This window comes from Thalassospira sp. GB04J01 (assembly GCF_000751115.1).
Taxonomy (GTDB): domain Bacteria; phylum Pseudomonadota; class Alphaproteobacteria; order Rhodospirillales; family Thalassospiraceae; genus Thalassospira; species Thalassospira lucentensis.
Map to the genome: position 1 here is coordinate 395020 of NZ_CCDX020000012.1, position 11875 is coordinate 406894.

Below are 11875 nucleotides of genomic sequence, written 5' to 3' on the forward strand. Positions count from 1 at the left end.
CGAGTTTTCGAGCACTGGGTTTTAGTTTTTTGTGCGCACACGGTGGAAACACCAGCAACACAGACGGGATTTGGAATGTTTGAAGGACTAAGCGATCGCCTTGGCGGGGTTCTTGATAAGCTGCGTAAACGTGGCGCGCTCAAGGAATCCGACGTCAAGGAAGCCATGCGCGAAGTACGCGTCGCCTTGCTTGAGGCTGACGTGGCGCTGCCGGTCGTTAAAACCTTCATCTCCAATGCAACCGAACGTGCGATTGGCGCGGATGTTCTGCGCTCGGTAACACCGGGTCAGATGGTTGTTAAGATCGTCCATGACGAACTTAAAAACATGCTCGGCGAAGGCGAAGAAATCAATCTTGCCTCCACCCCGCCCGTTCCAATCTTGATGGTCGGTCTGCAGGGCTCGGGCAAAACCACCAGTTCCGCCAAGATCGCGCTGCACCTGACCAAAAAGCGCAACAAGAAAGTCCTTCTGGCATCGCTCGATATTTACCGTCCGGCCGCCCAGCAGCAGCTGAAGGTTCTGGCCGACGATAACGGTCTTGGCATTCTGCCGATCGTCATGGGTGAAAAGCCAGTCTCGATTGCCAAGCGCGCCATGGATATGGGCCGCAAAGAAGGCTACGACGCGGTCATCCTTGATACCGCTGGTCGTCTGCATATCGACATGGAACTGATGAGCGAAGTCGCCCAGGTCCGTGATGCGGTCAACCCGGTTGAGACACTGCTCGTCACCGATGCAATGACCGGTCAAGACTCGGTCAATGTCGCCAAGGAATTTGCAGAAAAAGTCGGCATCACCGGTATCGTTCTGACCCGTGTTGACGGCGATGCACGTGGTGGTGCAGCACTTTCGATGCGTCAGATTACTGGCTGCCCGATCAAGATGCTCGGTGTTGGTGAAAAAATCGACGAGATGGAAGCCTTCCATCCTGATCGTATTGCCAACCGCATTCTCGGCATGGGCGATGTGGTCAGTCTTGTTGAAAAAGCCGCTGAAAACATCAAGGCCGAAGACGCCGAGAAAATGGCCAAGAAGCTTCGTAAAGGTCAGTTTGACCTCAACGATCTTCTGTCCCAACTCAAACAGCTTCAGAACATGGGTGATCTTTCGGGCATCATGGGAATGTTGCCGGGCATGGGCGCGCTGAAAAAACAGATGTCGCAGACCAAGCTCGATCCGAAACTTCTGACACATCAGGAAGCCATCATCCTGTCGATGACGCCCAAGGAACGCGAAAACCCGGCCCTGATCAAGGCATCGCGCAAAAAGCGTATTGCCGCGGGTTGCGGACTTTCAGTTCAGGATGTGAACAAGCTTCTGAAACAATACCAGACCATGTCCACCATGATCAAAAAGATGGGCAAGATGGGTAAAAAGGGTCTGTTTGGCGGCATGCCGAAAATGGACCCGGCAATGCTTGAAGGCGGGGACATGCCCGACCTGAATAATTTGCCAAAAGGATTAACCGGTAGCGGCGGCGGTTTACCGCCCGGCTTCCCGGGATTAGGGGGCGGCGGTGGCATGCCTCCTGGATTTCCGGGGTTCGGCAAGAAGAAATAGCCAAACCCCAGATACTCGAACGTGTTCCTGAAAGTGTTCGTACCGAATTCTGCTCAGGAACCAAACCGGCCCATAAAGCCGGCCCACATAGACTAAATGAATAGGCCCCTCGGGGCCATGATGTAGAAGACTACAAACCCAAGCTGAAAGGAACTTATCCGAATGGCTGTTAAGATTCGTCTTTCCCGTGGCGGTGCCAAAAAGCGTCCGTACTACCGTATCGTAGTTGCTGACGTTCGTGCCCCGCGTGACGGCAGCTTCATCGAGCGTGTCGGTACTTACGACCCGATGCTCCCGAAGGATTCTGACACCCGCGTAACCTTCAAAGAAGAACGCATCAAATATTGGCTTTCAGTTGGCGCACAGCCGACCGAACGCGTTGCACGTTTCCTGGGCAAAGCTGGCCTGGCCGAAGCGTTCAAACCGACCGAACAGCCGCAGAAGTCTGCTCCGAAAGCGAAAGCTCAGGAACGTCTTCGCGAAAAAGCTGAAAAAGTTGAAGCTGCTGCTGCCGCTGCTGCGGAAGCCGCTGCCGAAGCAGCAGCACCTGCTGAAGAAGCTGCTGGCGAGTAATCGCTGAACGTACGCTTTGATCAGATACCGGAAACTTGTGAACCGAAATGGCTGATACCCGCAAATCCAAAAACGACGACGCTTATGTCTGCGTTGGCATGATCACCGCTCCACACGGGGTGCGTGGTGCTGTCCGCGTCAAAAGCTATACCGTCGACCCGGATAACCTTGTCGGTTACGGCCCGTTGTTCGATGCCAAGGGCCGCTTGAAATACAAGCTGTCCCCTGTCGGACATGTCCGCGACCAGTTGATCGCAAAGATCGAAGGTGTGGACGACCGGGACGCCGCCGAACGGCTGCGGGGAACCAAGCTACATGTACCGCGGACGGCACTGCCTGAAACGATAGACGAAGACGAATTTTATCTTGCTGACCTTGTTGGTCTGACCGCTTACCACATTGATGGTTCGCTGTTTGGCACCGTACGGGGTGTGGCTGATTTTGGCGCGGGCGACGTTATCGAAGTCGCGCTTGAAGAAGTCCGGGGCAAGGTGGTCGTTCTTCCGTTTACCAAGGAAGCTGTGCCAGAGGTGGTTCTGTCGGAAAGCAAGCTGGTGGTAAATCCGCCCGAGGGGCTACTGCAAGATGAGGAAGGACCGGGCAATCGCGCACGTCGTCCGAACAAATCTCGCAAAGACTCTCAGGCCGACCGCGATTCTGATGCCGTCTCTGCTGATGCAGTAGGCGCGGAAAACGCGACCGGCAGCGGGAAGGAGGCCTGATCGATGTCTGTGTGGCAGGCAAAAGTTGCAACATTGTTCCCGGAAATGTTTCCGGGCGTTCTGGGTCAGTCCTTGGCTGGCCGGGCGCTCGAAAACGGGATCTGGTCGCTTGATGTCAAAGACATCCGCGATCATGCGACCGACCGCCACCGCACTGTAGACGACAATCCTTTTGGGGGCGGGGCCGGTATGGTCATGCGCCCGGATATTGTCGACGCCGCCCTGTCGGAATTGCGTGCATCTGCACCGCAGTTACCGCTGATTTACCTCAGCCCGCGGGGAAAAGTGCTGAACCAGAAACGTTGCCGTGAATTGGCAATGGGTCCAGGTGCCATCCTGCTTTGCGGTCGTTACGAAGGTATCGACCAACGGGTTTTAGATGCACATCAGGCCGAAGAGGTCAGCATCGGTGATTACATCCTCATGGGCGGCGAACTGCCGGCCATGGTCCTGATTGAATCGTGCATTCGCCTGATCGAGGGAACGGTCAATACGACCGCCTCCGTTGATGAGGAAAGCTTTGAAACCGGGTTGCTTGAATATCCGCATTACACGCGCCCGGCCAATTGGAACGGGCGTGACGTGCCGGAGATTTTGCTTTCCGGTCATCATGCCAAGGTACAAGCCTGGCGGCATGCTCAGGCAGAAGAAATTACCCGTGAGCGGCGACCCGACCTTTGGGACGCGTATGTTGCAAACGGGCACATCAAAGAGGGTTAAACCATGACCAATATCATCCAGCAGCTCGAGACCGAGCAGCTCGACAAAATCGCTGCAAAGCGCGAAGTCCCGGAATTCGACGCAGGTGATACCATTCGTGTACACCTGAAAGTCATTGAAGGTACCCGCGAGCGTATCCAGATGTTCGAAGGCGTATGCATTGCGCGTAAGAACCGCGGCCTGAACTCTTCCTTCACCGTGCGTAAAATCGCATCGGGCGAAGGTGTTGAACGCGTATTCCAGAGCTACTCCCCGGCCATCGACAAAATCGAAGTCGTTCGCCGCGGTGACGTTCGTCGCGCAAAACTTTACTACCTTCGTGGTCGTACCGGTAAATCTGCACGTATCGCCGAGCAGACCACCGGCCACAAAGGCAAACTGACCGCCGCAGAACGCACCAAAAACAAGAAGTAATTCTTGGCGTTCCGATGTGTCGGAAGAATAAGCGGGCTCACCTTCGGGTGGGCCCGTTTTATTTTGTCCGACTCATGGGGAAAACCCGACCTGATGAAGTGTTGACGCGATGACCTCAGAGTCAAAGAGGCACAGACAGGTCACGCAAGTGATCAAACACGGAAAAATACATCCTATACGTGCATTATACCGAATCGCATGATTTCCACCCGATTCCCCAATGCCCGCAGAAACCATAGGATACATTCATCAGCTTTCATTATATCAGATATCTCTTGTTTATTTGGATTTCAGGGTATTTAGCTACTATGGGATGCTGTTTTTCCCGTGACTCTATTTAAGGGTGTGCCGCACGGAAAAACACCCGCCCGGCGGCTTGCGATTTAAGGACCGAGGTGTATAAAGGCACTCCCGCGGCAAAAACGATCAAACCCGCGCGGTTCTGGATAATAATATTTCGCAAGCCGGGATAAACCCGGATGCCCGGAGGAACAGGCGACCAAGCGCGCCAAACCGCATTGCACCCCACGGGTGTCATTCGGTCGAAATCCCCGGTTTAATGTCCGATCTGCGCACCAAAGTCTGATCGTCGCTGCATATGAGATCGATTTTAAGAGGAGGTCGAGATGGGTGCGCCTAAAACCCTTTTTGACAAGATTTGGGAAAGCCATGTGGTCGACACGCAGGATGATGGAACCTGCCTGATTTATATTGACCGTCATCTTGTCCATGAAGTGACCAGCCCGCAGGCCTTTGAAGGCCTTCGCAATACCGGTCGCAAAGTGCGCCATCCTGAATTGACCCTTGCCGTGCCCGATCACAACGTTCCGACGTCTGATCGCTCCGAAGGCATCAAGGAAGAAGACAGCCGCATTCAGGTTGAAACCCTTGATAAAAACGCTGCGGATACGGGCATTCATTATTTCCCGATGTCTGACTTGCGTCAGGGCATTGTCCATATTGTCGGCCCCGAAGAAGGCTTCACCCTTCCTGGTGTGACGATGGTTTGCGGTGACTCGCACACCTCCACCCACGGTGCATTCGGCGCACTGGCCTTTGGCATCGGCACGTCCGAAGTCGAACATGTTCTCGCCACCCAGACGCTGGTTCAAAAACCGGCAAAGAACATGCTGGTCAAGGTCGAAGGTGATCTGCATCCCGGTGTGACTGCCAAGGACATCACCCTTGCCATCATCGGTCGCATCGGTACCGCTGGCGGCACCGGTTATGTCATCGAATATGCCGGTTCAGCCATTCGCGCCCTGTCGGTCGAAGGCCGCATGACGGTTTGCAACATGTCGATCGAAGGTGGCGCACGCGCCGGCCTGATCGCACCGGATGAAAAAACCTTTGAATATATCAAAGGCCGTCCGATGGCGCCAAAGGGTGCGGCCTTTGAGCAGGCTGTCGAATATTGGAAGACCCTGCCGTCTGACGAAGGTGCGCATTACGACAAGATTGTCGAACTTGATGCGGGCGATATCGTCCCGCAGGTCACCTGGGGCACCAGCCCGGAAGACGTCGTTCCGGTCACCGGCAAAGTACCGTTCCCAACCGACGGCAAAGATGCTGGCAAACAAAAAGCCATTGCCCGTTCGCTGGAATACATGGGTCTGACCGCCGGAACGCCGATCGAAGACATCAAGATTGACCGTGTCTTTATCGGTTCTTGCACCAATGGTCGTATCGAAGATCTGCGTGCTGTTGCCGTTGTCGCCAAGGGCCGTAAGGTTTGCGAAACCGTCAACGCCATGATCGTCCCGGGTTCTGGTCTGGTCAAAGAACAGGCCGAGGCCGAAGGCCTGCATGAAATCTTTATCGAGGCTGGTTTTGACTGGCGTGAACCGGGTTGTTCGATGTGTCTGGCAATGAACCCGGACCGTCTGGAACCGGGTGAGCGTTGCGCATCGACCTCGAACCGTAACTTCGAAGGCCGTCAGGGCCGTGGGGGTCGTACCCATCTGGTCAGCCCGGCGATGGCAGCAGCGGCTGCGATCACCGGTCATCTGACTGACATTCGTAAACTCGGTTAAGAACAGGTTCCCATGGCAGAACAGGCCCTCATCAATTTTCGTGAAAGCGCCCCCCGACTGGGACGCGCCCCGGTGCTCGAACATCTGTTGCCGCAACTAACGGGCATTAACCTGCCCGATTTTGTCGCACAGGAAATTGACGCAACCGAAGAATTGATCGAGGCACTTGGTCTCGCGTGGGAAACCGGAAGCAAGGGATAAGACAATGGATAAATTCACCACACTGACCGGCGTCGCCGCTCCGCTGCCGATGATCAATGTCGATACCGACATGATCATTCCCAAACAGTTTCTCAAAACCATCAAACGGTCCGGCCTTGGCAAGAACCTGTTTGATGAAATGCGCTTCGATGACAATGGCAATGAAATCCCTGATTTCGTTCTGAATAAGCCAGCCTATCGCAACGCACAGATTCTGGTATCGGGTGACAACTTTGGCTGTGGCTCTTCGCGTGAACACGCCCCGTGGTCGCTGCTTGATTTTGGCATTCGCTGCGTGATCGCGCCAAGCTTTGCCGACATCTTCTATAACAACTGCTTTAAGAACGGCATCCTTCCGATCCGTCTGCCGCACGAAGATGTCGACAAGCTGATGTCCGATGCCGAACGCGGTTCCAACGCCACCGTAACCATTGACCTTGAAAAACAGGAAATCACTGGTCCGGACGGCGGCTGCATCAAGTTCGAAGTCGAAGCCTTCCGCAAGCATTGCCTGCTCAATGGCCTTGATGACATTGGATTGACCTTGCAAAAGGGCGACGCCATCAACGCATTCGAAGCCAAGCGTGCTGCAAGCCAGCCCTGGCTGTCGCTGTAATTCAAAAAGGGGTGGCAAGCCCGATGTTTGCCGCCCCTTTTTTATCTCTACGGGGTGAATGGCCCCGATATATTCTGGGAAGGATTCATTTATGACCATCACCAAAAAAGTATTGATGCTGCCGGGCGACGGTATCGGCCCGGAAGTCATGCGTCAGGTTCAGCGCGTCATGGACTGGATGGCGAAAAAGCGCGATGTGAATTTCGAAACCACCGAAGGCCTGATCGGCGGTGCTTCGATTGATGCGCATAACAATCCGCTGACCGACGAAACGCTTGCCAAAGCCATGGCCGCAGACGCCGTTCTGCTTGGTGCTGTTGGTGGTCCGAAATGGGATGATATTCCGTTTGATATCAAACCGGAACGCGGGCTTTTGAAAATCCGCAAGGAAATGGGCCTGTTTGCCAACCTGCGTCCCGCCCTTGTGTTTGATGCGCTTGTCGGGGCATCAACCCTTAAGGAAGACATCGTTAAGGGTCTTGATATCATGATCCTGCGCGAACTGACCGGCGGCATCTATTTCGGTCAGCCACGCGGCATCGAAGAACGCGATGGCGTTCGCTTTGGCTTTAACACGCTGGTCTATTCCGAACCCGAAGTCGAACGCATTGCCCGCGTTGCCTTTGACATGGCGATGAAACGCAACAAGCGCATGTGTTCTGTTGATAAGGCCAACGTTCTCGAATCAACCGTTCTGTGGCGTGAAGTTGTCGAACGCGTTGCCAAAGACTTCCCGGAAGTCGAGGTCAGCCACATGTATGTCGATAACGCCGCCATGCAGCTGGTCCGCAATCCAAAACAGTTTGACGTGATGGTCACCACCAACATGTTTGGTGATATCCTGTCTGATTGTGCTGCCATGCTGACCGGGTCGCTCGGTATGCTGCCGTCCGCGTCCCTTGGTGCGGCCGATGACACCGGCGCGCGCAAAGCCCTTTACGAGCCGGTACACGGTTCCGCCCCGGACATCGCCGGGCAGGACATCGCCAACCCGCTGGCAACCATCCTGTCGTTTGCCATGATGCTGCGTTACTCGTTTGACATGGGTGATGACGCAACCATGATCGAAACCGCTGTTCAGAACGTACTGAAAGGTGGTCTGCGCACCGCCGACATCATGCAGCCTGGCATGGCCAAAGTTTCGACCACAGTGATGGGCGAAGCCCTGATCAACGAGCTCGACAAAATGGCCTGATCAACGAACTCGACAAAATGGCCTGATCAACCGATCAAATTGCCACGATGATACCCACGGGCCGGGCTACTTTGTAGCCCGGCCTGTTTGCTTTCCTGTTCCTTAGGGTGGGTTGACACCGCATCGCGCACGCCAGAAGGTGTTGAAATACAATCATCCAAATAATGCATCTTCAAACGCACCCAGGCAGGGCCACATGAGCAAAACTAAAATCATTATTGGCGGCGTTGCTGTCGTTGCAATCGCGGCCACCGCTGCGCATTTTGCCGCCCCTTCTTTCTTTGAAAATCAGTTCCGCAGCTATCTGACCAATCCCAAATCAGAGCTGCACGGCGAATTCGATAACTTCGCACTCTCGCTGTTTGGCGGCACCATGTCGGCGACCGATGTGTCGCTGCGCACCGCCGACGGCGCCACCATCACCGGAGATGCCGTAAAGTTCGAACAGGTCAATTGGCTGACGCTGCTGAATGCCAATCCGTTTGGCGATACTCTGGCGGGATCGGTCACCGTGGACAACGGACAGATCGAAGACAAAGACGGGCGTCTATCCTCCCCGGCACCATCCTTAATTGATCTTCGCATTATCCAGAAGGATGGCGCCATTCACTACGCCGCCAAGGCTGCCGAACTGCCCGGAATTCACGTCGAAGACGGTTTAGGCCGCACGGCAAAGGCCGATCTGATCGCGCTTGAGGACATTACCGAAAACCGACTTGGGGGATTAACCTTACAAAACCTTAGTCTGGTGCGTCCGTCTAAAAAACAAAGCCTTTCTGTTGAAACGGCTTCTTTTTCAGATTGCGACGTCACCCAATCGTTCGAAACAGCCTTCGACTTATCTGAAAAGCCTTTCGATCTTTGCTCGGCCCTGTCGGGAACCGGCGTGCTGCTTGAACGGGCTAACAAAGAAAAAATCACCCTTGCCAGCTTTGGCTTTGATGGTTTGAGTTCATCTGGCGCACAGGCCATAAGCCTGACCGAAGTGACAGCCTCCAAAGACGACAAACCGCAAATCAGCTTTGGCGAAATTGCGCTGACCAATTTGAAACAGTCCATTCGCTCTGACGCATTTGATAGCAACAATAAATTGGATGCCCGCGAATGGCAGCATCTGATTGATAACCTGTCGGTCGATGCTTTCTCTGTCACCGAAATGTCGAGTTCTCAGGACGAATTTACCACCAAACTTGGCAGCGTTGCCGTCAACGGCCTGAAAGACGGCGAGGTTGCTAAACTGGCAGTTTCAGATTTTCAGTTCGACCTGATGGACCATGAAGACAAGCCGGTTTTCAAACTTGGCCATTTCGAAATATCGAAAGTGTCTTTAAGCCGTATGCAACAAATTGTTGAAATGTACGGCACCCCGACAAGCAACGATCCGATGGCACAGATCGAAAAGGCTCAAAACCAGACACTTGGCGATCTTGGCATTCTGCTGTCACCGATGGTCTATGAAAGCTTCCTGGTGTCCGACCTTTCGCTATCAGGCAACACTGATGCCAACAAGAACCTTAAGTTTGGCATTGATCGTGCGTCGGCCAGCATCGGTGATCCCGTCCGTTTTGACGGAAACGGCACCACCTTTGCCAAAAAGGGCCGCAGCGCCGTTCAGGGAATGTATATCGAACTTCCCAACACCTCCCCGGTGAAAGATCTGATCGCCAGCATGACCGGCCTCGAAAACTTTGACCGTCTCAGTCTCAATGGCAAAATCAATGTCACGTGGGATGATCAAAGCGGTGTCTATACCTACGACATCGAAGAAACATCCATCGACGATATTGGCAGCATAAGTCTTTCGGCAAGTGTTGGTAATCTGACACCTGAAATCATGGGCGAATTGAATTCAACCCGCCTTGATCAGACCGAAAAGCTACGCCAAATCGCTTTGACCAAAACAAGCTTCAACGGTGCCCGTCTTGAGGTTCAAGGTGAAAAACTGGTGAAAATATTCCTCAGGCTGGCGGCACAGGGCAATGGCCAAACCGCCGAGGACTTGCAATTGGTTGGCGCAATGGTCCTGATGCAAACGCAGGAAAAATTCGCACAGTATCCTCGCCTGTCAAATGCACTGACCGAACTTGTCGATTGGTTTAGCAATCCACAGCACCTGATCATCACATTGGCACCCGATGCACCTGTTCCGTTTGGTGTTCTGGCCGCGGGCGGCATGCAACCACCTGCGACAGCAGACCTTTTGGGACTGACCATTCAGGCCAATGAGAACGCAAAATAGGCGTTTCGAAAAAGAGACTTTTGCAAAGGCCGGGTTAAATCCCGGCCTTTGTACTTGGAACGGCAACGGCTTCCTCATGACGTATCATCGGGGCAAAAAGCGCAAGTTTGTCAGGGTTTCGATGCACAAAAACATCAACAAGCAAACCATCGCGTTCTGATGCGCTGATTGCGGTGACAACCTCGTCCCCTTCATACATCAAAAGCCAGCATTCGCGTTGATTGGTCACATAACAAATTTGAGCGTCCGGGCTGCGTTTACCCCAAACACCGGCAAAGAAGCGCGCAACGTTATCATTGCCAAAGACAGGATTAAGCGCGGCTGATGCCTTGCCCCCGCCATCGGAATGCATGATCACATCCGGGGCCAACTGGCTCACCAATTGCCCAACATCCCCCAGACTAAGGGCATTGATAAACGCTTCGATTTTCGACTGGTCACAGGCTTTTGCCGCAACAAAGGGTGTCGGATCCCGATCATTTTCACGCGCCATCTTGCGCCGGGCACGAAACAGGATCTGACGGGTATTGTTGGCTGTGCGTTCAATCACCGGGGCAATATCGTCATGGGTCCAGTCAAATACTTCGTGTAAAACAAGCGCAATCCGTTCAACCGGTGCCAGCCGTTCGAGCATCAGCAAATACGCCTGACCCAGACCATCCTGTTCGATCAGCATTTTTTCGGCTTGGGGTTGTTCGGGCGGCAACCACGGTTCGGGCAGCCATTGTCCGACATAGTTTTCGCGTTGCCGTCGGGCAGACTTCAAAACGTCCAGACAGATATTGCTGCAGACCCGCACCAGCCATCCGGTAGCATCCCTGATCACGTCATGATCCTGTACGCGCCACCGCAACCAGACGTCCTGCACCGCGTCCTCGGCATCGGCATGACTGCCCAGCATGCGATACGACAGGGCCATTAAACGGGGTCGATGCGCCTCGAAAATCTGATCTGCCATTTTGGGTCCATCAAACGCATGAAGCGATACGGGAAAATCCCGCATCGCCGATCTGAATGTCATTTTGCCCGAAAGGGGACGGGGATGCAAAGGCGCAGGGTCACCCCCGTCCTCAGGATTTGCGCAAACGGATTTACGCAAACTCATGCTGCGCAATGCCCAACCGGTTCCAGGCATTCATGGTTGATATGATGCAGGTAAGTTCCGAAACTTCGTCTTCTTCGAAATGTTCAAGCAACGCACGGTGGCTTTGCGAAATACGCGACTGGCTCTCGACCTTGGTCAGGCATTCTGCCCAGTCAAGCGCCGCACGCTCCCCATCATCAAAGCCCTTTGAACTGCGCCACAGTGGCAGCATCGCAAGTTTGACCGGGTCGCCACCTTGCTCGCCATAGCTTTTTGAATGCATCCTGAGGCAATGGGCACATTCGTTGATGTGCGATACACGGCATTCGATCAAGCTGCGCAGTGCGGGCGAAACTTTCGCGTCTTCCGCAAGTTTGCTCGCAAGCTCAAACATGGCCTCAAACAGTTTCGGGCTGGTCTTGGGAAATGCGAAACGGCTCATGATGGTGCTCCTTGAAAACAGCGGTGAATTCACCGGGCAAAATGCCCTTTCTGCAAACAAGGACGAAACAAGG

13 protein-coding genes are annotated in these 11875 nt (G+C 54.0%); 10 read left to right on the forward strand and 3 right to left on the reverse strand.

Going from position 1 to position 11875, the window contains the following annotated elements:
- Nucleotides 1–75 precede the first annotated feature (75 nt).
- The 9 genes from ffh to leuB all read left to right on the forward strand — a co-directional run bounded on the left by ffh (nt 76) and on the right by leuB (nt 8037).
- Nucleotides 76–1563: a signal recognition particle protein gene (ffh, locus tag AMM48_RS13095; protein WP_101303110.1), complete on the forward strand. Its 1488-nt coding sequence runs from the start codon at nt 76–78 to the stop codon at nt 1561–1563.
- A 162-nt stretch (nt 1564–1725) separates the two neighbouring features.
- Nucleotides 1726–2136: a 30S ribosomal protein S16 gene (gene rpsP / locus AMM48_RS13100; protein ID WP_022731651.1), complete on the forward strand. Its 411-nt coding sequence runs from the start codon at nt 1726–1728 to the stop codon at nt 2134–2136.
- 47 nt (nt 2137–2183) lie between these two features.
- Nucleotides 2184–2858 carry a ribosome maturation factor RimM gene (gene rimM / locus AMM48_RS13105; RefSeq protein WP_102784396.1) on the forward strand — a complete coding sequence of 225 codons (675 nt, stop codon included), beginning with the start codon at nt 2184–2186 and terminating at the stop codon, nt 2856–2858.
- A gap of 3 nt (nt 2859–2861) precedes the next feature.
- Nucleotides 2862–3578, forward strand: coding sequence for a tRNA (guanosine(37)-N1)-methyltransferase TrmD (gene trmD / locus AMM48_RS13110; protein ID WP_102784397.1), 717 nt, complete (start codon nt 2862–2864; stop codon nt 3576–3578).
- A gap of 3 nt (nt 3579–3581) precedes the next feature.
- Nucleotides 3582–3992 (forward strand): 50S ribosomal protein L19, encoded by a 411-nt coding sequence (rplS, locus tag AMM48_RS13115; RefSeq protein WP_102784398.1) that lies wholly within the window; start codon nt 3582–3584, stop codon nt 3990–3992.
- 626 nt (nt 3993–4618) lie between these two features.
- Nucleotides 4619–6025, forward strand: coding sequence for a 3-isopropylmalate dehydratase large subunit (leuC, locus tag AMM48_RS13120; protein WP_102784399.1), 1407 nt, complete (start codon nt 4619–4621; stop codon nt 6023–6025).
- A gap of 12 nt (nt 6026–6037) precedes the next feature.
- Nucleotides 6038–6226: a hypothetical protein gene (locus AMM48_RS13125; protein WP_101303116.1), complete on the forward strand. Its 189-nt coding sequence runs from the start codon at nt 6038–6040 to the stop codon at nt 6224–6226.
- A gap of 4 nt (nt 6227–6230) precedes the next feature.
- Nucleotides 6231–6842: a 3-isopropylmalate dehydratase small subunit gene (leuD, locus tag AMM48_RS13130; protein ID WP_101303118.1), complete on the forward strand. Its 612-nt coding sequence runs from the start codon at nt 6231–6233 to the stop codon at nt 6840–6842.
- A gap of 91 nt (nt 6843–6933) precedes the next feature.
- Nucleotides 6934–8037, forward strand: coding sequence for a 3-isopropylmalate dehydrogenase (gene leuB / locus AMM48_RS13135; RefSeq protein ID WP_022731658.1), 1104 nt, complete (start codon nt 6934–6936; stop codon nt 8035–8037).
- A 26-nt stretch (nt 8038–8063) separates the two neighbouring features.
- Here the strand turns inward: leuB and AMM48_RS22195 are convergent, their stop codons facing one another.
- Entirely contained in the window at nt 8064–8207 is a 144-nt protein-coding gene (locus AMM48_RS22195; RefSeq protein ID WP_158246470.1) for a hypothetical protein, read from the reverse strand.
- Between the two features lie 26 nt (nt 8208–8233).
- On the opposite strand from AMM48_RS22195, the gene AMM48_RS13140 reads away from it, so the two are divergent.
- The gene (locus AMM48_RS13140; protein WP_102784400.1) at nt 8234–10276 is read left to right on the forward strand and encodes a hypothetical protein; all 2043 of its coding nucleotides are present in this window, start codon (nt 8234–8236) and stop codon (nt 10274–10276) included.
- 34 nt (nt 10277–10310) lie between these two features.
- Here AMM48_RS13140 and sigJ read toward each other — a convergent pair whose 3' ends face one another.
- Together sigJ and AMM48_RS13150 are read right to left on the reverse strand one after the other, a co-directional pair.
- Complete coding sequence (gene sigJ / locus AMM48_RS13145; protein ID WP_244271226.1) at nt 10311–11234, reverse strand: RNA polymerase sigma factor SigJ; 924 nt, start codon at nt 11232–11234, stop codon at nt 10311–10313.
- A 133-nt stretch (nt 11235–11367) separates the two neighbouring features.
- Nucleotides 11368–11802, reverse strand: coding sequence for a carboxymuconolactone decarboxylase family protein (locus AMM48_RS13150; RefSeq protein ID WP_102784401.1), 435 nt, complete (start codon nt 11800–11802; stop codon nt 11368–11370).
- Nucleotides 11803–11875: the final 73 nt, after the last annotated feature.

What these genes read in the sequence shown, in the direction of transcription:
- leuB (WP_022731658.1), top strand. Translation starts at nt 6,934, where the DNA reads ATGACCATCACCAAAAAAGTATTGATGCTGCCGGGCGACGGTATCGGC.
- rplS (WP_102784398.1), top strand. Translation starts at nt 3,582, where the DNA reads ATGACCAATATCATCCAGCAGCTCGAGACCGAGCAGCTCGACAAAATC.
- sigJ (WP_244271226.1), bottom strand. Translation starts at nt 11,234, where the DNA reads ATGGCAGATCAGATTTTCGAGGCGCATCGACCCCGTTTAATGGCCCTG.
- ffh (WP_101303110.1), top strand. Translation starts at nt 76, where the DNA reads ATGTTTGAAGGACTAAGCGATCGCCTTGGCGGGGTTCTTGATAAGCTG.
- rpsP (WP_022731651.1), top strand. Translation starts at nt 1,726, where the DNA reads ATGGCTGTTAAGATTCGTCTTTCCCGTGGCGGTGCCAAAAAGCGTCCG.
- AMM48_RS13140 (WP_102784400.1), top strand. Translation starts at nt 8,234, where the DNA reads ATGAGCAAAACTAAAATCATTATTGGCGGCGTTGCTGTCGTTGCAATC.
- AMM48_RS22195 (WP_158246470.1), bottom strand. Translation starts at nt 8,207, where the DNA reads ATGCATTATTTGGATGATTGTATTTCAACACCTTCTGGCGTGCGCGAT.
- AMM48_RS13125 (WP_101303116.1), top strand. Translation starts at nt 6,038, where the DNA reads ATGGCAGAACAGGCCCTCATCAATTTTCGTGAAAGCGCCCCCCGACTG.
- AMM48_RS13150 (WP_102784401.1), bottom strand. Translation starts at nt 11,802, where the DNA reads ATGAGCCGTTTCGCATTTCCCAAGACCAGCCCGAAACTGTTTGAGGCC.
- rimM (WP_102784396.1), top strand. Translation starts at nt 2,184, where the DNA reads ATGGCTGATACCCGCAAATCCAAAAACGACGACGCTTATGTCTGCGTT.
- trmD (WP_102784397.1), top strand. Translation starts at nt 2,862, where the DNA reads ATGTCTGTGTGGCAGGCAAAAGTTGCAACATTGTTCCCGGAAATGTTT.
- leuC (WP_102784399.1), top strand. Translation starts at nt 4,619, where the DNA reads ATGGGTGCGCCTAAAACCCTTTTTGACAAGATTTGGGAAAGCCATGTG.
- leuD (WP_101303118.1), top strand. Translation starts at nt 6,231, where the DNA reads ATGGATAAATTCACCACACTGACCGGCGTCGCCGCTCCGCTGCCGATG.